Below are 24,895 nucleotides of genomic sequence, written 5' to 3' on the forward strand. Positions count from 1 at the left end.
TGACATCACTACCGGCAGAGGTTACAACGCAGTAACACGATGCAAAAAACGGAACAAATTATGGCTTCATTGCATATTTCGCAAGGCACGTTTCGTCTTAGCGATACCCGGTTACTGCGCCTGAATCAGGTGGAACTGCAACGCGGCGAGAGCTGGGCGTTTGTCGGCGCCAACGGCAGCGGCAAATCCTCTCTGGCGCGCGCGCTCTCCGGGGAGCTGCCGCCGCTCTCCGGTTCGGTCAGCAGCACGTTCAGACGACCGGTCAGGCTGTCGCTGGAGCAGTTGCAGTCTCTGGTGGCACAGGAGTGGGAACGCAACAACACCGATATGCTCAGCGAAGGCGAAGAGGATACCGGGCTCACGGTGGCCGATGTCATCCAGATGGAGGGGCAGCACCCCGGACGGTGCGAACAGCTTGCCCGCCAGTTTGGCATTGAATCCCTACTCTCACGTCGCTTTAAATATCTTTCTACCGGTGAAACCCGCAAGACGCTGCTCTGCCAGGCGCTGATGAGCCAGCCTGACCTGCTGATTCTGGATGAGCCGTTTGACGGGCTGGATGTGGCGTCGCGCGCCAGCCTGACCGACACCCTGCGCAGCCTGCAGCAGCCCGACTTCACCCTGGTGCTGGTGCTCAATCGCTTTGATGATATTCCCGATTTTATCGGGCAGGTAGGCGTGCTGGCGGAGTGTAACCTGACCCACAGCGGCGCGCGCCAGACGATTCTGACGGAAGCGCTGGTGGCGCAGCTGGCGCACAGCGAACAGCTGCTGGGTATGGCGCTGCCGGAGGCGGATGTGCCGGATGCCCTGCCCGCCCTGGCCGATGATGCGCCGCGCGTCATCCTGCGCAACGGCACCGTCTCTTACCACGATCGGCCCATCATCAGCGGGCTGAACTGGCAGGTCAACCCAGGCGAACACTGGCAGATCACCGGCCCGAACGGTGCCGGTAAATCGACCCTGCTCAGTATGGTGACCGGCGATCATCCTCAGGGCTACAGCAATGACCTGACCCTGTTTGGCCGTCGCCGTGGCAGTGGTGAAACCCTCTGGGACATCCGGCAGCATATCGGCTATGTCAGCAGCAGCCTGCACCTGGATTATCGCGTCAGCACCAATGTGCGCACGGTGATCCTGTCGGGTTTCTTCGACTCTATTGGTCTCTATCAGGCGGCGTCTGACCGGCAGAAAGCGCTGGCCCAGCAGTGGCTGGCTCTGCTCGGCATGGACAACCGTCTGGCTGATGCCCCCTTCCACTCCCTGTCGTGGGGACAGCAGCGGCTGGTGCTGATCGCACGCGCACTGGTTAAACACCCGACGCTGCTGATTCTGGATGAGCCTCTGCAGGGACTCGATCCGATTAACCGTCAGCTGGTGCGGCGCTTTGTCGATGTCCTGATTGGCGAAGGACGTACCCAGCTGCTGTTTGTTTCGCATCACGCCGAAGATGCGCCGGCCTGCATCACGCATCGCCTGAGTTTTGTTCCTCAGGACGATGGCTACCGCTATCAGCAGGAGACGCTGCGCTAACGTTCTCTCCTCAGCCCTGACGCCGCGACAGCGGTGTTTTACAGCCCTACTGTGTAAGCGTTACCATTCCTTCTCACCTTTCACCCTCCTGCACCGCACGCAATGCCACCAAATAAGAATTTTCAGCTTGTGTAAACGATACCATTTATCCAGACTTGATCACGCTTTCGGGCGCGCTGATGTGCTAATTTTTACCGATGCCTCTTTGGCTTTTGACGCTTACCAGGACCTCACATGGACAAATTCAACCCGGTCGATCATCCGCATCGCCGTTACAATCCACTGATTGATCAATGGATTTTAGTCTCTCCTCATCGGGCCAAACGGCCGTGGCAGGGCGCGCAGGAGACCCCGGCGGTTAACACGCTGCCGTCCCATGATCCGGACTGCTTCCTCTGTGCCGGAAACACCCGCATCACCGGCGACAAAAACCCGGACTATACCGGCACTTACGTCTTTACCAATGACTTTGCCGCGCTGATGACCGACACCCCCGACGCGCCTGAGAGTGACGATCTGCTGATGCGCTGTGAAAGCGCACGCGGCACCAGCCGGGTTATCTGCTTTTCGCCCGATCACAGCAAAACCCTGCCGGAGATGTCGCTGAGCGCGCTGGAAGAGGTGGTGCGCACCTGGCAGGAGCAGACCGCTGAGCTGGGTCAGCACTATCCCTGGGTGCAGGTGTTTGAGAACAAGGGCGCGGCGATGGGCTGCTCCAACCCGCATCCGCATGGTCAGGTCTGGGCCAACAGCTTCCTGCCGAATGAAGCGCAGCGTGAAGATGACCACCAGCGCGACTACTTCGCGAAAAAGGGTTCACCGATGCTGGTCGATTACCTGGCGCGTGAACAGCAGGATGGCAGCCGCACCGTCGTGGAAACCGAACACTGGCTGGCCGTGGTGCCCTGGTGGGCCGCCTGGCCGTTTGAAACCCTGCTGCTGCCGAAGGCGCACGTCAGACGTCTGACCGATCTCAGCGCAGCACAGCGCACCGATCTGGCGCTGGCGCTGAAACAGCTGACCAGCCGCTACGATAACCTGTTCCAGTGCTCCTTCCCCTACTCTATGGGCTGGCATGGTGCACCGTTTAACGGCGAAGCCAACGATCACTGGCAGCTGCATGCCCACTTCTATCCGCCGCTGCTGCGTTCAGCAACGGTACGGAAATTTATGGTCGGCTATGAAATGCTGGCCGAAACCCAACGCGATTTAACGGCGGAACAGGCGGCGGAACGTCTGCGTTCTGTCAGCGACGTTCACTTCCGTGAGGCACAACAATGAGCTTAAAAACCATCACGCAGCAGCTTTTCTCAGACACCTTCGGTTACGCCGCCACCCATACCATTCAGGCACCGGGTCGCGTCAACCTGATTGGTGAGCACACCGATTATAACGACGGCTTTGTGCTGCCCTGCGCCATTGACTACCAGACGGTGATCGCCTGCGCCCGTCGTGACGATCGACAGATTCGCGTGGTCGCGGCGGATTATGAGAATGCACAGGACACCTTTTCGCTCGATGAAGAGATCGTCAGCGTGCAGGAACCGATGTGGGCGAACTATGTGCGCGGCGTAGTGAAACATCTGCAACGGCGTCATGCCGATTTCGGTGGCATCGACATGGTGATCAGCGGCAACGTTCCGCAGGGCGCGGGCCTCAGCTCCTCTGCCTCACTGGAAGTGGCGGTCGGCACCGTGGTGCAGCAGCTCTATAACCTGCCGCTGGATGGCGCGGCGATTGCGGTTAACGGTCAGGAAGCAGAAAACCAGTTCGTTGGCTGTAATTGCGGCATCATGGACCAGCTGATCTCCGCGCTGGGCCAGAAAGATCACGCCATGCTGCTCGACTGCCGCACGCTGGGCACCCGTCCGGTGTCGATGCCGGCAGATATCGCCGTGGTGATCATCAACTCCAACTTCCGCCGCACCCTGGTCGGCAGCGAATACAATACCCGTCGCGAGCAGTGTGAAGCGGGCGCGCGCTTCTTCAACAAAAAAGCGCTGCGTGATGTTGAGCTGGCGGAGTTTGAAGCGGCAGAGGCGAAGCTGGACCCGCAGGTGGCTAAGCGGGTACGTCACGTTCTGACCGAGAATGCCCGCACGCTCGAAGCCGCCGATGCGCTGAGCCGGGGTGACCTCTCCCGTATGGGTCAGCTGATGGCCGAGTCGCACGCCTCCATGCGTGACGATTTTGAGATCACCGTGCCGCCGATCGACACGCTGGTGGAGATCGTAAAAGCGCAAATCGGTGAGCACGGGGGTGTTCGCATGACCGGCGGCGGCTTCGGCGGCTGTATCGTTGCGCTGATGCCGCTGGATCGGGTGGATCAGGTGAAAGCCGCCGTTACGGAGCAGTATGAAGCGCAGACCGGCATCAAAGAGACCTTCTACGTCTGCAAAGCCTCTGAAGGAGCCGGTCAATGCTGAATGACGTCAACTCTCACGCGCCCGACGGTCAGCCGTGGCGCATCACGGTGCTGCGCAATGCCAACGGCATGCTGGCGACCTTTATGGACTGGGGCGCAACCTGGCTCTCCGCCCGCGTCCCGATGCAGGATGGCACGGTGCGTGAAGCGCTGCTTGGCTGCGCCACCCCCTCTGACTATCTGCACCAGGATGCTTATCTCGGTGCCACGGTGGGCCGTTACGCTAACCGCATCGCCGGTGCAAAACTGACCACACTCAACCGTCAGCTGGTGCCGAACCAGGGCGCGCATCAGCTGCATGGCGGTCCGGAAGGGTTTGATAAACGTCGCTGGCAGATTGTCAGCCAGTCAGACAGCGACGTGCACTACCGCCTGGATTCGCCGGATGGCGATCAGGGCTATCCCGGTAACCTGATTGCCGACCTGCACTATCATCTGGACGATCAGAACTGCCTGAGCATCCGCTATGAAGCACGCTGCGACCAGCCCTGTCCTGTCAACCTGACCAACCACGCTTACTTTAACCTTGATGCGCATCATGGCGACGCCCGCCAGCATCGCTTACAACTGCACGCAGATCACTATCTGCCGGTCGACAGCGAAGGGATTCCCAATGCGCCGCTGAAAGCCGTGGCCAGCACCAGCTTTGATTTCCGGCAGGCGAAAACGGTCGCGCAGGATTTCCTGACAGAGGACGACCAGCGGGCGGTGAAGGGGTATGACCACGCGTTTCTGCTCAACAGCGCAGGCGATGACAGCCAGCCTGCCGCAGAACTCTGGTCAGAAGATGGCAGACTGCAGCTCAGCGTCACCACCTCCGCTCCGGCCCTGCAGTTCTACTCTGCCAACTATCTGGCCGGTACCCGTGCCCGCGAGCAGGAGAGCTATACTGCATTTCAGGGCATTGCGCTGGAGAGTGAATTTTTACCGGATTCGCCCAATCATGCTGAGTGGCCTCAGCCCGATTGCTGGCTGCAACCGGGAGATCGCTGGGAATCGGTGACGCGCTATCGCTTCACGCCACGCTGATCTTCTGGCTGAAAAACGCGCAGTGCGTCACACACAGGCTTACGCGCTGCCCGCTTTTCCGCTATGGTATGGCGCAATCCGCTCGCGTGTCAGGCGGGCAGCAGCAGGTTTCCAATCTCACAGAAACATCACAGTATTAAGGAGTTAAGCTATGGCTGTAACTAAGCTGGTTCTGGTGCGACACGGCGAAAGCCAGTGGAACAACGAAAACCGCTTTACCGGTTGGTATGATGTTGACCTTTCTGAGAAAGGTCGTGGCGAAGCCAAATCAGCGGGTCAGCTGCTGAAAAAAGAGGGCTTTGTTTTCGATTTCGCTTACACCTCTGTACTGAAGCGCGCGATTCACACGCTGTGGAATGTGCTGGATGAGCTGGATCAGGCCTGGCTGCCGGTCGAGAAAACCTGGCGTCTGAACGAGCGTCACTACGGTGCGCTGCAGGGCCTGGATAAAGCGGAAACTGCGGCCAAATATGGCGATGAGCAGGTTAAGCAGTGGCGTCGCGGTTTTGCCGTTACCCCACCTGAGCTGGATCGTGCTGATGAGCGCTTCCCTGGCCATGACCCCCGTTACGCGAAACTGACCCCGGAGCAGCTGCCAACCACTGAAAGCCTGGCTCTGACCATCGACCGCGTGATCCCTTACTGGAACGACACCATTCTGCCGCGCATCAAAAGCGGTGAGAAAGTGATCATTGCCGCACACGGCAACTCACTGCGCGCACTGGTTAAATATCTGGATAACCTGAGCGAAGATGAGATCCTCGAACTGAACATCCCAACCGGCGTGCCGCTGGTGTATGAGTTCGATGAAAACTTCAAACCGCTGAAACGCTACTACCTGGGTGACCAGGACGAGATTGCCGCGAAAGCCGCAGCCGTTGCGAATCAGGGTAAAGCGAAGTAATTTTTCGCTGAGAGGCAAAAAGGCCAGACAGAAGTCTGGCCTTTTTTATTGGGCTGCGTCCGGCAATGCTGTGTGTCATCTTTAACTGTCAGAGTAAAAGCCTGAATGTCCGTTCGTCCCGGACGAATCACATCGTCAAAGCCGTCTGAGTATGGCAGCAATAAATCAGCCCAATGTGCAGGGAACATGGTCAGAAGAGGAAAGCGTCCCGCGCCAGGGATGGCGCGGGCAGAGCGTGCCATGGATGGCGGTTGTTGCGTCTTTCCGATCTGACTGTGTTCCCTCAGCAGGCTCACTCTCCACTGCGCATTCAGACAGATCCGGCCAGTCGTCACGCCAGATCGCCAGCACTCAACCGCGGCGCTGTTTAACCGCTGCCGCCAGCTGACGGAGCACCTTGTCGGTATCATCCCAGCCGATGCAGGCATCAGTGACACTCTTGCCATAGACCAGCGGCTCACCGCTCTCCAGGCTCTGATTGCCCTCTACCAGATGACTCTCGATCATCACGCCGACAATCGCCTGTTCACCGTTGATGATCTGCTGCGCGACATCGTCCGCCACGACCATCTGACGCTGGAACTGCTTGCTGCTGTTGGCATGGCTGAAATCGATCATAACCTGCTGTGGCAGACCCGCTTTTGCCAGACCCTCTTTGACCTCAGCCACATGCTTCGCACTGTAGTTCGGCTCTTTGCCGCCGCGCAGAATAATGTGACAGTCGCCATTGCCGCTGGTTTCGACAATCGCGGAGTGGCCATATTTGGTCACTGACAGGAAGCAGTGCGGCGAACCGGCAGCGTTGATGGCATCGATGGCCACCTTGATGGTGCCATCGGTGCCGTTTTTGAAACCGACCGGACAGGAGAGACCGGAGGCCAGCTCACGGTGCACCTGGGATTCGGTGGTGCGTGCGCCAATCGCGCCCCAGCTCATCAAATCCGCCACATACTGCGGGGTGATCATATCCAGAAACTCGCCCGCCGCCGGTAAACCGCTGTCATTGATCTCCAGCAGCAGTTTACGCGCCAGACGCAGACCATCATTGAGCTGGAAGCTGTTATCCATGTAGGGGTCGTTGATCAGCCCTTTCCAGCCCACGGTAGTGCGCGGCTTTTCAAAATAGACCCGCATGACCACTTCCAGTTCGCCTTTCAGCTCATCCCGCAGCGCCAGCAGACGGCCGGCATACTCTTTGGCGGCCTCAGGATCGTGGATTGAGCAGGGACCAATCACCACCAGCAGGCGGTCGTCTTTGCCCTGCAGGATCTGATGAATCGCCTGACGCGCCTGGGAAACGGTCTGTGCAGCACGATCGGTCGCCGGGAATTTTTCGAGCAGCGCAACCGGGGGTAACAGCTCTTTAATCTCTTTGATGCGTAAGTCATCGTTCTGGTAATTCATACTGATTCCATATTATTTCTGGCCCGGCGCCCGCCGGACACAACCTGCCCAATGTAGCCCGAAGCGCCAGGGGTGTAAATTCCCGCTGCGGGTTAAATGTGCGGGTCATATTTGCATTAATCAGGTTAGCGACTAGACTTTTTAATGGTAAGCACTGAGGAACGTCCCGCTTACATGATTAAATCACCCTGTTTAAGCCAATTGGCGAATTTTATTTCGTCCGGGACTTTTTTATCCCCAATTTCACCTCTGGGCTTAAAACGTCTTCATTTATTAATGGGAGTATAATGATGAAAAAGTTTGCCTTACTCTTTTTGACAGCAGCAATGACATTAGGCAGTGGCGCGGCGCTGGCGGAAGGCAGCAACAACGGCACAGCTAACCAGGCAGCCAGTGCAGGTGCGGTCGCACCCGGCGCAAAAGAGAACCTGCCACCGAATAATGTCGATAACAGCAAAATTAATAACACCGGCACCAATACTAATCCGGCCACTTCTGGCAGCACCACCAGCAGCGGAAATATGTCTGCTAACGAAATTGACCAGAACAGCCAGTGTAAAGATGGCAAATGTCCGAACATCAACAAAAAAGTTGAAACGAAAGTGGGCGGCGGTGACGTTAATACTAAAACCGACGGCACGACCCAGTAATTCTGTCTGACCCGGAGAGCCTCCGTTCTCCGGGTTTTTCTCCCCTCTGCCCCACTCTTCCGCTATGCTCATCCTGTGAAATTTACAGGGAAACCGTTCATGGCCGTTTTGCTCTTGATTGACGATCATCCGCTGGTCGAAGTGGCACTTGAAGCCGCGCTCAGCCAGTCGCCCATTCCGGTTCAGCTCCTCTCTGCCAGCAGTGAACACGCCGCCCGTCCTTTTCTTCAGCAGCCGCTGGACATTATCGTGCTTGATATCGGGCTGCCGGAGAGCGACGGGCTGGAGATCCTGCGCCGCCTGAAAATCCATCGTCCCGACTGTCCGGTGCTGATCTATTCGGCCCAGCAGACCCGTCACTATATCCGGCGCGCTCAGGCATTAGGGGCGTCCGGTTATGTGGTGAAAAGCCAGCGCATGACGCAGCTGCTCAGCGCCATTCTGGCCGTGCTCGGCGGACAGACCGCGTTTCCGGAAACCGAAGAGGAGCCTGAGCTGCCGCTGACGCACAAAGAGCGTCAGATTCTGGCGCTGCTCGCCAGCGGCCTCTCTAACCTGCAGATCGCCGCCCAGCTGCACATCAGCAACAAAACGGTCAGCACCCATAAAAAGAACATTCTGGAAAAAACCGGTGCCCGCTCTGTGGTTGAACTGGCTGACCTCTGGAAGGCGCAGCAGTGAGATATGCGCTGCTGATTCTGCTGTGGCTGTGCAGCAGCGCGCTGGCTGAGGTGCGCCCGGTCAGCAGCCTGAATCTGCCGATGATGCTGCCGGTCACGCATGCTGAAACCATGCAGGGAAAGAGCCTGCGCGTCGGACTGCTGGAAGAGAACCACGCGCCCTGGACGATGCGGATCGGCAACGATCTGTATGGCATCAATGCCGACTATCTTGCTGCGCTGCGACAGCTGACCGGGGCGCAGTTTACCCTGCGCCTCTACAGCGACGCGCCGCAACTGATGCAGGCCCTGAACCGCGGAGAGATCGATTTTGCGCTGGGCATGTGGAACACCCCGCTGCCTCAGGGCACGCTGAGCAGTGAAAGCTGGTTCAGCAGTCCGCTGCGGGTCTATCGCAATCAGCAGAACCAGCGTGCCGTGATGTTCAACAGCCAGAATGCGCAGCTTGCGATCAGCGACAGCACCCTGGCGCAGCTGCCACCCGCCCTGGCGGCCCGTCACCACTGGCGACGCTACAGCAGCGATCTGCAGGCGCTCTATACCCTGCTCAATCAGCAGAACGACTATGTGGTGGCGGACGAGACCAGCGCCGGTTTTCTGCTGAGTCAGCTGCAGCAGGGGCAGATTTATCAGATCGCCTCACATATTGAGGCGGGACAGCTTAACCTGCGTGCGCTCTCCCGCGATCCCGCGCTGATTGAGTGGATAAATCAGAGCCTGCGTCAGTTACCAGCGGAACTGATGAACAGCCTGCAGGCGCGCTGGAGCAGCACGCTGCCGCGCTATCAGGATACGCAGACCCTGATGCTCAGCCCCGCTGAACGCGCGTGGATTGCCGACCACCCTCGCATTACCTACACCGCCGAGCCCGACAACTATCCCTGGAGCTATCGCGACGCCAGCGGCACCGCCAGAGGCTATGGCGTGGATTTACTGAAAGCGGTCGCCCAGAGCACGGGCCTGCAGTTTGAACCCGTGTGGGTCAGCAATCCCCATCAGGCCAGTGCGCTGATTCAGCAGCAGCAGGCGATGCTGCAACTGATGCAGCCTCTTAATGGCGATGCGATGCAGAGCACCTCACTGCCGGTGTGGCGGGCGCTGTGGGGGATCTACAGCATTCACTCTGCCCCGCTGTCGCACTGGCAGGATCTGCGCGGCAGGCGGATCGGCGTATTGCAGGATGACCTGGCGTTGCGCCTGCTGCCGGAGGATCTGCATCCGGTGCCATTTGCCGACCGGAATAGCCTTTATGATGCGCTGGCAAAGGGGCAGATTGATGCGCTGGTCGATAATGTGCTCTCCGCCCGCTGGCGCATCGTCAGCCGTGATGATGCGCGTATCCACCTCGCCTTTGCCGCCAGCGACATCGCCTGGCCGATCGCGCTGGGTGTCACGCCCGATCAGCCCCTGCTGCGCAGCCTGCTGGATCGGGCGCTGCAGCAGATCCCGGCGGATACTCAGGGCAAAATGCGCGACAGCTGGTCAACACCGCCGCAGCCCGGCAGCGTGATGGTGATGCGAACGCTGCCGATGATGGTGCTGGCGGTAGCCGGGGCCGCCATTGTACTGCTGCTTCTGCTGCTGGCGCGCCGTTACTGGCAGCAGCGCCGCGAGCGTCAGCAGCGCGAACAGGCGGAGCGGGCCAACGCCATGAAGAGCCAGTTTCTGGCTACCGTCAGCCATGAGCTGCGTACACCGATGCAGGCGATCCTCGGCCTGCTGGAGCTGGAGAAGCAGCAGCACAACAGCCAGAACCTGACCCTGCTGCACAGCAGCGCACACTCCCTGCTGACCCTGCTGAATGACCTGCAGGATCACGCACGTATCGAGAGTAACAGTTTTACCCTGGCGCCCCGCCCGCTGGCGCTGGCGCAGTGGCTCGAACAGCAGCAGCATTTTTATCATCCGTTAATGCGGGCGGATGGCCCGCGTCTGATCGTCGCGGCACAGACGCCGCTGCCTGACACGGTAATGATCGATGCCGATCGCCTGCAGCAGGTGGTCAATAACCTGATGACCAATGCGCTGAAATTTACCCGTCACGGCACCATCCGCCTCACCCTGGCGGCAGAGCAGCAGCAGCTGGTGCTGACGGTCACTGACAGCGGCAGCGGTATTCCGCCTGAGGAGCAGCCGAAGCTGTTTGATCCCTGGTATCAGGCGCCGTCGGGCAAAACCGTGTCGGTGCAGGGCAGCGGTCTGGGCCTGTTTATCTGCCGCGAGATGGTGCTGCGGATGGGGGGCGATATCCGGCTCACCTCGCAGCCCGGCCAGGGAACGCAGGTAACGGTGACCCTGCCTCTGCAGATCGCGGAGCCGGTCAGCAGCACCGATGAGTCTGGCCTGCCCGGCTTTCCCCATCTGCGGGTGGCGATTGTCGATGACCATCCGGCCAATCTGCTGGTGATGCAGCAGCAGCTGGCGCGCTTTGCCATTCAGGCCGACATCTTCGAAGAGGGACGTGCGCTGCTGAAGGCCGATGCGCAGCAGCCTTTTGACCTGCTGTTTATCGACCAGATGATGCCGCGTCCTGACGGCACGCTGCTGCTGCGACTGCTGCGACGCCGTGACCGGCAGCGGGGACGGCAGGCGATGCGGGTGCTCTGCTCCGCAGACGCCCAGCTGCTGTCACGACCGGCTGAGGCGCAGGAGCGGGTTCTGATTAAACCGGTGCAGCTGGCCGATCTCCGCGCACTGCTGGCGGAGTGGCAGCCCGACCCGCTGGCACCGCTGGATGAGAACCTGTGGCAGCTGGCACAGCAGAATGACAAATTTCTCAGCCGGCTGAGTCAGACGCTGCACAGCACGGTGACCCAGGATCTGACCGTGATGCGTGAGGCGCGCGCACGCGCGGACTGGAACCAGTTTGCCGACGCGGCACACCGGATGAAAGGCAGCTGGTTGCTGGTGGGGCTGGAGCAGGGTGCACAGCTGAGTCAGCAACTCGCAGAGCAGGCAAAACAGCATCAGGACACGTCTGAGACGTGGCAATTACTGATATTATTAGCAAACAGGTTACTGAAAAAACTGGAATCTTATGGCACATACCCACACTCATAGCGGGCAGGATAGTAATCGCACGCGTCTGGCGGCCGCCTTTGGCGTGACCGTCCTCTTCATGGTTGCCGAGGTGATTGGCGGCTGGCTTTCAGGTTCACTGGCGCTGCTGGCGGATGCCGGACATATGCTCACCGATGCCGCCGCCCTGCTGATGGCGCTGCTGGCGGTTCACTTCTCGCGCCGTAAACCCAATGCGCGTCATACCTTTGGCCTGCTGCGCCTGACCACCGTAGCGGCCTTTGTCAATGCCATCGCCCTGCTGGGTATTACCGCGCTGATCGTCTGGGAGGCGGTGCGTCGCTTCAGCGATCCGCAGCCGGTGACCGGCGGCCTGATGCTGGGCATCGCGATTGGCGGCCTGCTGGCCAACCTGCTCTCATTCTGGCTGCTGCACCACGGCAGCGAAGAGAAGAACCTCAACGTGCGGGCAGCGGCACTGCACGTCATGGGTGACCTGCTCGGTTCGGTGGGGGCGATTGTGGCAGCAGCCATCATTATGCTGACCGGCTGGACGCCGATCGACCCGATTCTGTCGCTGCTGGTGTCACTGCTGGTGCTGCGCAGTGCCTGGGCGCTGCTGCGTGAGAGCCTGCAGGAGTTACTTGAAGGGGCACCCCACTCCCTGGATGTGAACCGGCTGATGCGGGACCTCACCCTGAACATCGCTGAAGTGCGCAATGTTCACCATGTGCATCTGTGGCAGGTGGGTGAAAAGCCGCTGCTGACGCTGCATGTGCAGGTGATCCCGCCCTATGACCACGATGCGCTGCTGCACCGCATTCATGACTATCTGCGCCAGCACTATCAGATTGACCATGCGACCGTGCAGATGGAGTATCAGCCCTGTGCCGGTGCTGAGTGTGAGCTGAGCTTCAGCAGCGCGGCTGAGGCTGGTCACGGTCACAGCCATTCCCATTCCCACGACCATACTCACGCCAGAGGCGACGAGCACGCTCACTAAACGACAGCGCGCGGTAACCCGGTTACCGCGCGCTGTGACCGCCCCTTACTGGCCTGTCTGCTGCGCCGACAGTGCCCGTGCCCCCTGCTCCCGGGCACTGCGGATCCACATGCGTGAGCCATTAAGCGCAATCAGCGTCAGAATCACATACTCCAGCGACATCGCATAAACCCCCTGACGGGCAAAAATCATGACGCTGATGACGTTAATGATCACCCACAGCAGCCAGTTCTCAACATACTTGCGCGTCATCAGGATCATCGCCGCAATCGACAGCACCATCATGCAGGCGTCCCAGAACGGGAAGGCATCCGGCTGCAATGCCGGCATCGCCACTGACAGGCCAATCGCGTTCATCAGCGTCACCGCCGCGCGGGTCAGCATGGCAAACACAGGGTCAATGTAGAGCGTCATCAGCGCAATCGCGACGACGCAGCTCACCGCCCAGGCGATCGCTTTCGGCAGCGGCAGCCAGCGAATCTTCAGCGCCGCCTGGTGATCGCTGGTCTGCCGGCTCCAGGCGTACCAGCCGTAAATATTGGCGGCAAAAAAGAAGAGCTGCAGCAGCAGGCTGGCGTAGAGCTGAATCTGAAAGAAGATCACCGCAAACAGCGTGACGTTAATCAGGCCAAAGGGGTAGTTGATGATTTTTTCCAGGCTGGCAAACCAGATACAGAGTAAGCCCGCCAGGGTGCCGATAGCCTCAATCCATGAGAGATCGTAGCCGCCTGCACCCAGAGGAATGTGAACCAGAATATTATGCGTGCTGAAAAAGTCCATGCAGAGCACCTGTCAGGAAAACGGCTAGGCGTTTCCCTTCACGTTGAGTTTAAGTTCCGCTGCAAAGGATAGCATGCGATTCAGGGGCAGTAACGCCGCCTCTCGCAGCGTCTCGTCCACCTGAATCTCATGTTCCGCGCCGCCCGTCTCCAGCGCGTCTGCGATGGCTTTGAGACCGTTCATCGCCATCCACGGACAGTGCGCGCAGCTGCGGCAGGTGGCGCCCTCCCCGGCTGTCGGCGCTTCCAGCAGCTCTTTGTCCGGCACCGCCTGCTGCATTTTGTAGAAGATGCCGCGATCGGTCGCCACAATCATCTGCGGATGCGGCAGGGATTTGGCGGCCTGAATCAGCTGGCTGGTCGAACCCACCGCATCGGCCAGATCCACAATCGCCTGCGGCGACTCGGGATGAACCAGCACCGCCGCGTCGGGATAGAGCGCTTTCATGCGCTGCAGCGCCTGAGTCTTGAACTCATCATGGACAATGCAGGCGCCCTGCCAGCACAGCACATCGGCGCCCGATTTCTGGGTGACGTAGCGACCGAGGTGACGATCCGGTGCCCAGATAATTTTCTCGCCCAGGCTGTCGAGGTGCTCAATCAGCTCAACCGCAATGCTGGAGGTGACGACCCAGTCAGCGCGCGCTTTTACCGCCGCCGAGGTGTTGGCGTAGACCACCACGGTGCGATCGGGATGGGCGTCGCAGAAGGCGTTGAACTCCTCAATCGGACAGCCCAGATCCAGCGAGCACTCCGCCTGCAGTGTCGGCATCAGGACGGTTTTCTCAGGGCTGAGGATTTTGGCGGTCTCCCCCATAAAGCGTACGCCCGCCACCAGCAGCGTGGTCGCCGGATGGTTGCTGCCGAAACGGGCCATCTCCAGTGAGTCGGAGATACAGCCGCCGGTCTCTTCGGCCAGCGCCTGAATTTCCGGGTCGGTGTAGTAGTGCGCGACCATCACGGCATTTCGCGCCTTCAGCAGGGTTTTGATTTTCTCACGATAAAACGCCTTCTCGTCGTCACTCAGGCGGGCGGGTTTAGGGGGAAAGGGGTAAACGGTGCTTTCAGGATCGAACATCACACTCATGACACAGCTCTCGTTTTATCTAATTAACGAAAATCGCCATAATAGGCGAAATATGGCGTTGAATCCGCCATCGTGTTTTATATGCTAAACACGATAGCGGAAAAGCCCGACTGTGTCGTGTGATTTTTTAATCGGCCTGCATGACCGCACCGCCAGCCCGACCCTGTGTGCCTTGTTCGCCCGGCTGCGGCAGGGGTTGTGATGTTTCCAGCGCCAGCAGAAACGCTTTAACCGTCAGCCCGCCGGCAAACCCGGTCAGCTTGCCGTTGGCCCCTATCACCCGGTGACACGGCGCGACAATCGAAAGCGGATTGCGACCGTTGGCCGCGCCGACCGCACGCACCGCCAGCGGATGCCCGATCTCGCGGGCAATCTGGCTGTAGCTGCGCGTTTCACCAAACGGGATCGCCACCAGTGCCTGCCAGACTTTTTTCTGAAAGTCAGTGCCGGCAAAATCGAGCGGCAGTTCAAAGCCGCGTCGCGCACCGGCAAAGTACTCGCCGAGCTGACGTGCCGTTTCGACCAGAATGGGATGGTCATCATCGCGCGTCTGCGGTAAAAAGCGGGTGCGATGAGGATCGTCGTTCTCCCACAAAATACCCGCCAGGCCGCGCTCGCTGGCCACCAGTTTCAGTTCGCCCACCGGGGTAACAGTCAATTTGAAGTAATACATGGTGATTCTCCCGTCACGGTTTCGACACGCATTATCGCACTTTTCCTCAGCCTGACTGGCTGTTTTCGGTCATGGCGATAAACTGATGTGTTGTCCGAAAACAGCCAGTCTGCCGGGAACCACCGGTGTAGGCTCCGCATATTTACCGGAGAAATACCATGCTTAATCCCGACATTGCCTATCAGGCGCTGACCTCCCGTGATACCCGTTTTGACGGCGTATTCTTTGTTGGGGTGACCTCAACCGGTATCTATTGTCGTCCGATCTGCCCGGTCAAAGCGCCGATGCAGAAGAACTGCCTCTTTTTCAGCAGCGCCGAAGCCGCCGAAAAAGCGCGCTTTCGTCCCTGCCTGCGCTGCCGGCCTGAACTGGCACCGGGCAATGCGCCGGTGGATCAGCCGCACCGCGTGGCGGAACGGCTGATTCAGCGCATCGAAGAGGGAATGCTGGAGGAGCGCGAAGGGCTGGAGGCGATAGCCACTGAGTTCGGTTTAAGCCTGCGTCAGCTGCGGCGTATCGTGCAGCAGGAGCTGGGGGTCTCACCGCTTGAGCTGAGGCAGACGCGACGGATGCTGCTGGCGAAGCAGCTGCTGACGGAGACGCAACTGCCGATTACGGAGATCGCCTACGCCAGCGGCTTTGGCAGCCTGCGCCGCTTTAATGATGTGTTTCAGGCGCGCTATCGCATGACGCCAGGCGCCCTGCGCCGGAACGAGGCGGGTGACGGGCGGACGCAGCCCGGTGACCGCGTGACGCTGCGGCTCGCCTATCGCCCGCCCTACGACTGGGCAGCGATGCTCTGGTTTTTACAGACTCACCTGATGAAAGAGGTCGAAGCGGTGGAGGATGGCACCTGGCGACGCACGGTGGCGATGGGCCGCTATCGGGGCTGGGTCAGTGTCGCGCATCTGCCGCAGAAGAATGCGCTGCAGGTGACGCTCTCCACCTCGCTGACGCCGGTTCTGCCTCTGCTGCTGCGCCGCCTGCGCGACCTGTTCGATCTTGATGCTCAGCCGCAGCGTATCGCCGCCTGTCTGTCACAGGATCCGCTGCTGGCGCCCAGCCTGATCGCCCACCCGGGCCTGCGTGTTCCGGGGGCTTTTGACGCCTTTGAGCTAGGCGTGCGCGCGATCATCGGCCAGCAGGTGACGGTCAAAGCCGCCACCACCGTCAGCAGCCGCTTTGCCGCCGCCTTTGGCGAGCCCTGTGAAACGCCGTTTGCCGACCTGACCCGCTACGCCGCGCCGCCGGCACGTATCGCTGGCCTGACGGTCGACGAGGTTGCGCCGATGGGCATTGTCAGCGCCGCGCGCTCACGCGCCATCATCGCCTTCGCTGAAGCCTGCGCCAGCGGGGATCTGCGCCTCAGTGCCGCTCAGCCGCCTGACGAGGTGATCAAAAAGCTGATCAGCCTGCCTGGCATCGGTCCCTGGACCGCCCACTACATCGCGATGCGTGCCCTGCGCTGGCCGGATGCCTTTCCCAAAGAGGATATCGCCATCCGGAATAACCTGGGCGGCATGTCATCCAGGGAAGCAGAAGCACGCTCGCAATCCTGGCGTCCCTGGCGCAGCTATGCGGTGATGCATATCTGGGAGAGCCTGGCAGTGGCGAAAGCGAAGAAAAAGGCGTAACGGCGGATTCAGGCCTGCTCTCCTCATCATGCAGAAGCAGCCCGCGCCAGTAGCGCGTTCAGAGAAGGAAAGCGTCCCGCACCGTAAAGTCCATGCCCTGGAAACGAAAAAAGCGCCCTGAGGGCGCTTTTTTCTTAATTGGTGGGTCGTGCAGGATTCGAACCTGCGACCAATTGATTAAAAGTCAACTGCTCTACCAACTGAGCTAACGACCCGCTGGGGGCTTACAACCGTTCAGCTCGCCAGGCGGCTGAAGTAAGATGGTGGGTCGTGCAGGATTCGAACCTGCGACCAATTGATTAAAAGTCAACTGCTCTACCAACTGAGCTAACGACCCATCTTAGGTTGTGAAGCAATCCTGAACTCTTCTTCGCGCGTCGCACTGATGCGCGACTGAGAGAAGATGGTGGGTCGTGCAGGATTCGAACCTGCGACCAATTGATTAAAAGTCAACTGCTCTACCAACTGAGCTAACGACCCATCTTCAGGCTTGCCAGACACTTTGCATTGTGTCCCGGCAACGGCGGCATATATTACTGATTTAGCGGGGTAGCGCAACTCTTATTTCTGCTAAATGCTTCAGTTGCTTACCTTTCATACGGCAAGACCAGAAATCACACGATATCTGGCCTGAACCGTACCGATTACAGACCTGACAGACGTTTTTGCGCCTGTTTTGCAGATTCGCTATCAGGATAAAGTTTGATCACCTGCTGGAAGACCGCTTTGGCTTTCGCCGTGTCTTTCTTCTCCTGCATGATCACACCCACCTTCAGCAACGCCTCTGCGGCTTTCGGCGACTTCGGATAGTTTTTCACCACCGTGGCGTAATAATAAGCCGCGTCGTCCTTTTTGCCTTTGTTGTAGTTCAGCTGCCCCAGCCAGTAGTTGGCGTTGGGCTGATAGGTCGAATCGGGATAACGCTTTACCCACGCCTGAAGCGCACTGATCGCCTGATCATACTGTTTCTTTTCCAGAATCAGCGCCACAGCCGCATTGTAATCGCTGTTGGCGTCACCGGTCTGCGCAGGTGCGCTCTCCGTTGATGCCGCTGCGCCTGTGCTGGCTGCTGCACCGGTATCGGCTGCGGCATCGCCGCCCGCCGCCTGCTGGCCGCCGCTGCTGCTGGCGCTGCTCAGGCTGTCGATCTGCTGGTAGAGCTGCTTCTGGCGCTCAACCACCTGATTCAACTGATACGTATTTTGCTGGATTTGCCCACGCAGCGCGTCGATATCACGCTGATTGTCGCTCATCTGCTGCTGCAATTGCTGCATCAGCTGCGCCTGGGCATTAGAGATTCGTTCGAGAGTGGTGACACGGTCTTCGACCGAGCCGGAGCCAACGCTACTGATTGACGCTTGGGCATTAGCGGCCCAGGGGGCCGCTACGCCAATCAGTAACGACAGACTCAACAGATGACGTCTGAAGTTACTAACCATGTGATTCTCTTAGTAGACCAGTACGGCACGACGGTTTTTAGCATACGCTGCTTCGTCATGACCCAGAACGGCTGGCTTCTCTTTACCGTAAGAAACGATAGACATCTGATCAGCTGACACGCCTTTGCCCTGCAGGTACATTTTAACCGCGTTAGCACGACGTTCGCCCAGGGCGATGTTGTATTCCGGCGTACCGCGCTCATCCGCGTGACCTTCGATGGTCACTTTGTAGGATGGGTTGCTGCGCAGGAAGGAAGCGTGCTGATCCAGCATCTGTGCGTAATCAGACTGAACGTCATACTTGTCCAGACCGAAGTACACGATGTTGTTCTGCTGCAGCTGCTGCATCTGCAGACGCGCCTGCTCGTCAGAAGACATGTTGCCGCCGTTGCCGTTCATGCCAGAGTTTGCACCGTAAGCGCCATCAGCGCCCATGCCAGTCTGGTCATTGTTGTTGTTTTTGTGTGAGCTACAAGCCGCTACTGCCAGAACCGGCAGAGCCAGCATCAAACCCTTCAGCATTTTGTTCAGTTGCATTTCAAAAATCCCATTATTGTTTATTGTTTGCGATGTCTGATCGATCAGACATTACAGATACGGCGACCAGGCAGGAAATTTGACCTGTCCATCGGTTGCCGGAAGACGCGCTTTGAAACGGCCGTCGGTTGAAACCAACTGCAGCACGGAACCCATCCCCTGAGTAGAGCTATAGATTACCATTGTGCCGTTTGGTGCCAGGCTCGGCGTTTCATCCAGGAACGTGTCCGTTAACGTTTGAACGGCTCCCGTTTCCAGATCCTGTTTGGCGACGTGCTGTGATCCACCGCTGGTGCTGATCATCACCATGGATTTGCCATCGGTTGCAACATCCGCATCCTGGTTCTGACCGCCTTCCCAGGTAATACGTTGTGGCGCGCCGCCATTAATGCCTACTTTATAAATCTGAGGTGCACCCGCCTGATCCGAGGTATAAGCCAGCGTCTGGCTGTCCGGGAACCAGGTTGGTTCTGTACTGTTATAACGGCCATCGGTGACCTGACGCGTCTGACCTGAAGCCAGATCCATCACATAGAGGTTCAGGCTGCCGGTTTTAGAGAGCGCGAAAGCCAGCTTAGAGCCATCCGGTGAGAACGCCGGGGCACCATTGTGACGCGGGTACGAGGCGACCTGACGGATAGCCCCGTTCGACAGCGTCTGAACCACCAGCGCAGACTTGCCGCTTTCAAAGGTCACGTAAGCCACTTTGCTGCCATCCGGAGACCAGGCTGGCGACATCAGAGGCTGTGGTGAACGATGAACCACAAACTGGTTGTAACCATCGTAATCCGCTACGCGCAGCTCATACGGGAACTGGCCGCCGTTGGTCTGCACGACATAGGCGATACGGGTACGGAAAGCGCCCTTGATGCCGGTCAGCTTCTCGAAGGTTTCATCACTGGCGGTGTGACCGGCATAACGCAGCCACTGTTTGGTGACTTTATAGGTGTTCTGCGCCAGCACGGTTCCCGGTGCACCACCGGTATCGACCAGCTGGTAAGAAACCTGATAGCTGCCATCCGGGTTAGCGGCGACCTGACCGACCACAACCGCGTCGATGCCCAGGGCGCTCCAGGCAGAAGGCTGAACTTCCTGTGCGCTGCCAGGCTGCTGAGGCAGACGTGAGCGATCCAGCGGATTAAATTTGCCGCTGTTGCGCAGGTCAGCGGCCACGATGCCGCCGATATCTTCCGGCGCGGCACCTGCACCCGTCCATTTAAATGGCACAACGCCAATCGGGCGAGCAGTGTTGACACCCTGGGTAATCTCAATTCGAACTTCTGCATGCAGCATGGCTGCCCACAGCAGGATAAAAAAGCCTAACGTAACGCGAAGAGCTTGCTTCATTTTATCTCCCTTATCTGAACCTCAGTCCACGATAATTGGCACTGTTCCTGGAAACCACGAGTAGAACTTAAGTACGGCAAGCTAAACATAGATCAACTTGCCGCCCGTTACTGCATTATTGCGGTTTAAAACGCATAGGGGCGTTCTTAAACACTTCGTAGACCGCCTGGGAAGGCGGCTTCGGAATACGTGCCTGTCGGGCGGCGGTAATCGCGGCCTGACAGAGCGCGGGGTCCCCACCTTCTGACTTAACATCAATCAACAGGCCATCCGGCGCAAGTTTAATCCGCAAATCACAGGTTTTTCCGCGATACAGATCGGCATCATAGAAGCGGCTTTGAATCGCACTGACCACCTGCCCCATGTAGGAGTTGATTTCCGCGCCTGACGCACCCGCTTTCTTCTGATTTCCCTGCCCTGCTGCGCCGCCGCCAGCGGCCCCGCTTTTCGGTGCATTTTTACCGGAAGCCAGTCCACCCAGCAGATCGTCGACATCGCTGTCGTTGGCCGCATCGGCGGCGGCTTTCGCTTTCGCGTCGGCTTTGGCCTTCGCGGCGGCATCGGCTTTCGCTTTGGCAGCCGCGTCCGCTTTGGCTTTCGCTGCCGCATCGGCTTTCGCTTTGGCCGCGGCTTCCGCTTTCTCTTTCGCCGCTTCTTTAGCCGCCTCTTTCGCGGCTTCCGCTTTGGCTTTTGCGGCTTCCGCCGCTTTCTCTTTCGCTGCCTCTGCGGCTTTTTCTTTGGCTTCTGCGGCTTTCTCTTTCGCCTCTTCAGCCGCTTTCGCTTTGGCCTCGGCGGCCGCTTTCACTTTAGCTTCCGCTGCCGCTTTGGCCTCCGCGTCAGACTTTGCCTTCGCTTCGGCGACGGCTTTCTCTTTTGCCGCCGCCGCCGCAGCGGCTTTCGCCTGCTGATCAGCCTGCTTCTTTGCTTCGGCAGCAGCCTGTTTCGCCTGCTCAGCCGCGGCTTTCGCCTGGGCATCCGCCTGCGCTTTAGCTTCAGCCTTCGCTTTTGCGGCTGCCGCTTCAGCGGTTTTCTGCTGCTCAGCCGCCTGTTTAGCGGCCTGTTCGGCCGCTTTCTGCTGCTCAGCCTGCTGTTTAGCCTCTTCTTTTGCCGCTTCCTGCGCAGCTAAGCGCTCTTTTTCCAGCGCTTTCAGACGCTGCTGTTCGGCGGCCTGCTTCTCCTGCAGCTCTTCAGCCTGCTGCTGCGCCTGCTTTTTACGCTGCTGCTCAGCACGCTGGCTGTCGCTCTGCTGGTTCTGCTGACGGTTATACTGGCTGACGACGGCGCCGGGATCGACCATCACCGCATCGATATCACTGCCGCCGCCACCCGCACTGCTGGGGTCAACATGCTCATTAAACGAGCTCCATACCAGCAGCGCGATCAGCACGATATGCAGAATCACCGAAATGATTATCGCGCGCTTTAACTTCTCGTTTTGCTCGGTTGCCTTCGACACACTCGGTTCCCAAAAAACGGTTCGATTTTAAATCGGCTGCGTCATCAAACCGACAGATTTAACACCCGCCTGGTGCAGCAGGTTGAGCGCTTTAATAATTTCATCGTAAGGCACCTCTTTCGCGCCCCCGATCAAAAAGACCGTCTTAGGATTCGCTTCCAGTCGACGCTGCGCTTCGCTGATCACCTGCTCGGGCGGAAGCTGATCCATGCGATCGTGATCCACCACCAGGCTGTACTGACCCACGCCCGCCACCTCAACAATCACCGGCGGATTGTCGTCGCTGGAAACGGTTTTAGAGTCGGTCGCATCCGGCAGATCCACTTCCACGCTCTGGGTAATAATGGGTGCGGTTGCCATGAAGATCAGCAACAGCACCAGCAGGACGTCCAGCAGCGGAACGATATTGATTTCCGACTTCAGGTCGCGGTGTTTGCGACCACGTACTCTGGCCATCATTAACCTCTGTTTACTTAGCGTTATCGCTGGAGAAAGCCTGGCGATGCAGGATGGCCGTGAACTCTTCCATAAAGTTGTCGTAGCCCTGCTCCAGTTTGTTGACGCGCTGGTTCAGGCGGTTGTACGCCATCACCGCCGGAATCGCGGCAAACAGACCGATCGCGGTCGCAATCAGTGCTTCAGCAATACCTGGCGCCACCATCTGCAGCGTCGCCTGCTTCACCGCGCCCAGCGCGATAAAGGCGTGCATGATCCCCCAGACGGTGCCGAACAGCCCGATGTAGGGGCTGATAGAACCGACGGTGCCGAGGAAAGGAATGTGGTTTTCCAGCGTTTCCAGCTCGCGGTTCAGCGAGATGCGCATCGCACGGCTGGCGCCATCAATGACCGCTTCCGGCGCATGATTATTGGCGCGATGCAGACGGGCAAACTCTTTAAAGCCGGCGTAGAAAATCTGCTCAGAACCGGCCAGTTCGTCCCGACGCTCCTGACTCTCCTGGTAGAGACGCGAAAGTTCGATACCCGACCAGAACTTGTCTTCAAACGCCTCCGCTTCTCTTCCGGCCGCATTCAGAATACGTGTGCGCTGAATAATGATGGCCCAGGAGGCAATAGAAAAGCCGATCAAAATCAACATGATAAGTTTGACCAGAAGGCTCGCCTTCAGGAACAAATCAAGAATGTTCATGTCAGTCACTGCTTGAACTCCGCGACAATAGACTTGGGAAGCGCAATCGGCTTCATCAGATGTGGGTTAATGCAGGCAATCAGGACTTCTGCCTCATTGAGCACTTTGCCTTCAGTATTCACGATACGCTGCGTGAACGTCATCGTGGCCCGTGTCATTGATGTCACTTCACTCTGGATCTCCAGAAGGTCATCAAGACGCGCCGCCGACAGGTAGTCCACCGTCATACGTCGTACCACAAAAGCGACCTGCTGCTCTAACAGCGTCTGCTGATTGAAATGGTGCTGTCGCAACATCTCGGTACGTGCTCGTTCATAAAAAGCGATATAGCTGGCGTGATAAACCACACCACCGGCATCAGTGTCTTCGTAGTAGACCCGAACCGGCCAGCGAAACAGCGTTGTACTCACTCTACATCCCGGCCTCGTTTTAAACGATGCTACTATACGCAAGAGAATTGGGGTTGGGAATGGGTCGCCAGAGCCAGGCGAAAATAATTATCGCTCCGTAACAAACGGAACGATTTCAGGGAGATTTATTGACCGTACGCTGACAAATATTCACTGACAGCGCCGGTAAGGCGGGGGCTAAACGTAAAAACGGTAAAGGGCAATCATTAACACCAGCACGGCGGGTAACGGCGTAAACAGCGCCTGCCATCGGGTTTTTCGTGGCCGGAAACCCACACCGTGGATCACCCCGCAGCAGACCGCCCAGATCAGCACCAGCGCCTGCAGCGCAGGCAACTCCCCTGCCTGATTGGCAAAGCGCGCAGGATCCCACATCACCCCGCCCGCCGTCAGCAGTGCCAGCAGCAGAGAGAGGGCCCGTAACGGGCCCTTATCCATCAGATCATACAGCATCCGAATCAGCGTTCGCATCAGTGAGACTCATCCTGCGCTTCAATGTGCTCAATCGCCAGCGCGGTGATGATACCAAAGGCACAGGCCAGCAGAGTGCCGAGAATCCAGGCAAAATACCACATGCGACATCTCCTTAATCAGTAGAGTGAGTGACTGTTGCTTTCAATATGCTCTTTGGTGATACGACCAAACATCTTCCAGTAGCACCAGGTGGTGTAGGCGAGAATGATCGGCACAAAGATAACGGCGGCAATGGTCATGGTTTGCAGCGTCAGCAGGCTGGACGTGGCGTCCCACATCATCAGGCTGGTGCCCGGCACGGTGCTGGACGGCATGATGAACGGGAACATCGCAATACCCGCCGTCATGATGACGCAGGCCAGCGTCAGCGAGGAGAACAGGAACGCCCAGGCCCCCTTTTCCACCCGTGAGCAGAAGATGGTCAGCAGCGGCAGAAGCACACCCAGCAGCGGGAATAGCCACAGCACAGGATGCTGCTGGAAATTCACAAGCCAGGCTCCCGCTTCGCGCACCACGGTTTTACCCAGCGGGTTGGAGGCGGCGAAGTGATCCAGAGGGCTGGTCACCACATAGCCATCAATGCCATATTTCACCCAGACACCCGCCAGGATGAAGCAGACCATCATCACCAGCGCGGCAAGCTGGGCGGCGGTGCGTGAACGCAGATGCAGTTCACCGGTGGTGCGCATCTGCAGATAGGTCGCACCCTGCGCCAGAATCATCGCCACACTGACCACTCCCGCCAGCAGACCAAATGGATTCAGCAGCTGGAAGAAGTTACCGGTGTAGAACAGACGCAGATACTCGTCGGCATGGAACGGCACGCCCTGTAACAGGTTGCCAAACGCCACGCCAATCACCAGCGGCGGGACAAAACTGCCAATGAAAATGCCCCAGTCCCAGGCACCGCGCCAGCGGTTGTCTTCAATCTTTGAGCGGTAGTCGAAACCGACCGGACGGAAGAAGAGCGACGCAAGCACGAGGATCATCGCCACATAGAAGCCCGAAAAGGCGGCCGCGTAGACCATCGGCCAGGCGGCAAACAGCGCCCCTCCGGCGGTGATCAGCCAGACCTGGTTGCCGTCCCAGTGCGGGGCGATGGTGTTAATCATGATGCGACGTTCGGTATCGGAGCGTCCCAGAATGCGTGTCAGCATACCGACGCCCATATCGAAACCATCGGCGACGGCAAAGCCGATCAGCAGCACGCCAATCAACAGCCACCAGACAAAGCGCAGAACTTCGTAATCAAACATGGTCGCTCTC

At 58.6% G+C, this 24,895-nt stretch carries 24 protein-coding genes and 3 tRNA genes; 10 read left to right on the forward strand and 17 right to left on the reverse strand.

The features are described from left to right. The first annotated feature begins 60 nt into the window (after positions 1–60). The 5 genes from modF (at position 61) to gpmA (ending at position 5,891) form a co-directional block, all read left to right on the forward strand. Entirely contained in the window at positions 61–1,533 is a 1,473-nt protein-coding gene (gene modF / locus S7A_RS13450; RefSeq protein ID WP_009091360.1) for a molybdate ABC transporter ATP-binding protein ModF, read from the forward strand. A 234-nt stretch (positions 1,534–1,767) separates the two neighbouring features. Further along, positions 1,768–2,814 (forward strand): galactose-1-phosphate uridylyltransferase, encoded by a 1,047-nt coding sequence (galT, locus tag S7A_RS13455; protein ID WP_009091362.1) that lies wholly within the window; start codon positions 1,768–1,770, stop codon positions 2,812–2,814. After that, positions 2,811–3,959 (forward strand): galactokinase, encoded by a 1,149-nt coding sequence (gene galK / locus S7A_RS13460; protein ID WP_009091364.1) that lies wholly within the window; start codon positions 2,811–2,813, stop codon positions 3,957–3,959. The genes galT and galK overlap by 4 nt, the downstream gene beginning before the upstream one ends. After that, positions 3,953–4,987 (forward strand): galactose-1-epimerase, encoded by a 1,035-nt coding sequence (gene galM / locus S7A_RS13465; RefSeq protein ID WP_009091366.1) that lies wholly within the window; start codon positions 3,953–3,955, stop codon positions 4,985–4,987. The genes galK and galM overlap by 7 nt, the downstream gene beginning before the upstream one ends. 151 nt (positions 4,988–5,138) lie before the next feature. After that, positions 5,139–5,891, forward strand: a complete 753-nt coding sequence (gene gpmA, locus S7A_RS13470) for a 2,3-diphosphoglycerate-dependent phosphoglycerate mutase (RefSeq protein ID WP_009091367.1) — start codon at positions 5,139–5,141, stop codon at positions 5,889–5,891. Positions 5,892–6,242: 351 nt separating this feature from the next. Here the strand turns inward: gpmA and aroG are convergent, their stop codons facing one another. Next, on the reverse strand, positions 6,243–7,295 hold the full coding sequence (gene aroG / locus S7A_RS13475) for a 3-deoxy-7-phosphoheptulonate synthase AroG (protein ID WP_009091369.1): 1,053 nt from the start codon (positions 7,293–7,295) through the stop codon (positions 6,243–6,245). Between the two features lie 287 nt (positions 7,296–7,582). Between aroG and S7A_RS13480 the strand changes: the two genes are divergently transcribed. From S7A_RS13480 to zitB, 4 genes are all read left to right on the forward strand, one after another. Then, positions 7,583–7,945 carry a YbgS-like family protein gene (locus S7A_RS13480; protein ID WP_033736370.1) on the forward strand — a complete coding sequence of 121 codons (363 nt, stop codon included), beginning with the start codon at positions 7,583–7,585 and terminating at the stop codon, positions 7,943–7,945. A 99-nt stretch (positions 7,946–8,044) separates the two neighbouring features. Next, positions 8,045–8,626, forward strand: a complete 582-nt coding sequence (locus S7A_RS13485; RefSeq protein ID WP_009091372.1) for a response regulator transcription factor — start codon at positions 8,045–8,047, stop codon at positions 8,624–8,626. Continuing rightward, positions 8,608–11,685, forward strand: coding sequence for an ATP-binding protein (locus tag S7A_RS13490; protein WP_033736372.1), 3,078 nt, complete (start codon positions 8,608–8,610; stop codon positions 11,683–11,685). Before S7A_RS13485 ends, S7A_RS13490 begins: the two co-directional genes overlap by 19 nt. Then, positions 11,663–12,646 (forward strand): CDF family zinc transporter ZitB, encoded by a 984-nt coding sequence (zitB, locus tag S7A_RS13495; RefSeq protein ID WP_009091376.1) that lies wholly within the window; start codon positions 11,663–11,665, stop codon positions 12,644–12,646. Before S7A_RS13490 ends, zitB begins: the two co-directional genes overlap by 23 nt. Before the next feature lie 45 nt (positions 12,647–12,691). On the opposite strand, the gene pnuC is transcribed toward zitB, so the two are convergent. The 3 genes from pnuC to S7A_RS13510 all read right to left on the reverse strand — a co-directional run bounded on the left by pnuC (position 12,692) and on the right by S7A_RS13510 (position 15,185). Continuing rightward, positions 12,692–13,426 carry a nicotinamide riboside transporter PnuC gene (gene pnuC, locus S7A_RS13500; RefSeq protein ID WP_009091378.1) on the reverse strand — a complete coding sequence of 245 codons (735 nt, stop codon included), beginning with the start codon at positions 13,424–13,426 and terminating at the stop codon, positions 12,692–12,694. Positions 13,427–13,450: 24 nt separating this feature from the next. Continuing rightward, positions 13,451–14,512 (reverse strand): quinolinate synthase NadA, encoded by a 1,062-nt coding sequence (gene nadA, locus S7A_RS13505; protein WP_009091379.1) that lies wholly within the window; start codon positions 14,510–14,512, stop codon positions 13,451–13,453. A 127-nt stretch (positions 14,513–14,639) separates the two neighbouring features. Further along, entirely contained in the window at positions 14,640–15,185 is a 546-nt protein-coding gene (locus tag S7A_RS13510) for a methylated-DNA--[protein]-cysteine S-methyltransferase (protein WP_009091382.1), read from the reverse strand. 158 nt (positions 15,186–15,343) lie between these two features. On the opposite strand from S7A_RS13510, the gene S7A_RS13515 reads away from it, so the two are divergent. Next, entirely contained in the window at positions 15,344–16,819 is a 1,476-nt protein-coding gene (locus S7A_RS13515) for an AlkA N-terminal domain-containing protein (RefSeq protein ID WP_009091384.1), read from the forward strand. Between the two features lie 139 nt (positions 16,820–16,958). On the opposite strand, the gene S7A_RS13520 is transcribed toward S7A_RS13515, so the two are convergent. The 13 genes from S7A_RS13520 to cydB all read right to left on the reverse strand — a co-directional run bounded on the left by S7A_RS13520 (position 16,959) and on the right by cydB (position 24,885). Beyond that, positions 16,959–17,034, reverse strand: a tRNA-Lys gene (locus tag S7A_RS13520). A gap of 46 nt (positions 17,035–17,080) precedes the next feature. After that, positions 17,081–17,156, reverse strand: a tRNA-Lys gene (locus S7A_RS13525). Between the two features lie 67 nt (positions 17,157–17,223). Next, a tRNA-Lys gene (locus S7A_RS13530) sits at positions 17,224–17,299 on the reverse strand. 164 nt (positions 17,300–17,463) lie between these two features. Continuing rightward, the gene (gene cpoB, locus S7A_RS13535) at positions 17,464–18,258 is read right to left on the reverse strand and encodes a cell division protein CpoB (RefSeq protein WP_009091386.1); all 795 of its coding nucleotides are present in this window, start codon (positions 18,256–18,258) and stop codon (positions 17,464–17,466) included. A gap of 9 nt (positions 18,259–18,267) precedes the next feature. Then, on the reverse strand, positions 18,268–18,795 hold the full coding sequence (gene pal / locus S7A_RS13540; protein WP_009091388.1) for a peptidoglycan-associated lipoprotein Pal: 528 nt from the start codon (positions 18,793–18,795) through the stop codon (positions 18,268–18,270). A gap of 51 nt (positions 18,796–18,846) precedes the next feature. Then, positions 18,847–20,142, reverse strand: coding sequence for a Tol-Pal system beta propeller repeat protein TolB (tolB, locus tag S7A_RS13545; RefSeq protein ID WP_009091389.1), 1,296 nt, complete (start codon positions 20,140–20,142; stop codon positions 18,847–18,849). Positions 20,143–20,257: 115 nt separating this feature from the next. After that, the gene (gene tolA / locus S7A_RS13550) at positions 20,258–21,598 is read right to left on the reverse strand and encodes a cell envelope integrity protein TolA (protein ID WP_009091391.1); all 1,341 of its coding nucleotides are present in this window, start codon (positions 21,596–21,598) and stop codon (positions 20,258–20,260) included. A gap of 27 nt (positions 21,599–21,625) precedes the next feature. Beyond that, positions 21,626–22,054: a colicin uptake protein TolR gene (tolR, locus tag S7A_RS13555; protein ID WP_009091394.1), complete on the reverse strand. Its 429-nt coding sequence runs from the start codon at positions 22,052–22,054 to the stop codon at positions 21,626–21,628. Positions 22,055–22,067: 13 nt separating this feature from the next. After that, positions 22,068–22,754, reverse strand: coding sequence for a Tol-Pal system protein TolQ (gene tolQ, locus S7A_RS13560; protein WP_009091396.1), 687 nt, complete (start codon positions 22,752–22,754; stop codon positions 22,068–22,070). Then, the gene (gene ybgC, locus S7A_RS13565; protein WP_009091398.1) at positions 22,751–23,155 is read right to left on the reverse strand and encodes a tol-pal system-associated acyl-CoA thioesterase; all 405 of its coding nucleotides are present in this window, start codon (positions 23,153–23,155) and stop codon (positions 22,751–22,753) included. The genes tolQ and ybgC overlap by 4 nt, the downstream gene beginning before the upstream one ends. Positions 23,156–23,332: 177 nt before the next feature. Further along, positions 23,333–23,626: a cyd operon protein YbgE gene (gene ybgE, locus S7A_RS13570; protein ID WP_009091400.1), complete on the reverse strand. Its 294-nt coding sequence runs from the start codon at positions 23,624–23,626 to the stop codon at positions 23,333–23,335. Beyond that, a complete protein-coding gene (gene cydX, locus S7A_RS20885) occupies positions 23,626–23,730 on the reverse strand; it encodes a cytochrome bd-I oxidase subunit CydX (protein WP_009091402.1) in 105 nt (34 codons plus the stop codon). Before cydX ends, ybgE begins: the two co-directional genes overlap by 1 nt. 15 nt (positions 23,731–23,745) lie before the next feature. Then, complete coding sequence (gene cydB / locus S7A_RS13575) at positions 23,746–24,885, reverse strand: cytochrome d ubiquinol oxidase subunit II (RefSeq protein ID WP_009091404.1); 1,140 nt, start codon at positions 24,883–24,885, stop codon at positions 23,746–23,748. Between the last annotated feature and the right edge of the window lie 10 nt (positions 24,886–24,895).

The organism is Pantoea sp. Sc1, from assembly GCF_000255315.1.
In the GTDB taxonomy this organism is placed as follows: Bacteria; Pseudomonadota; Gammaproteobacteria; order Enterobacterales; family Enterobacteriaceae; genus Pantoea; species Pantoea anthophila.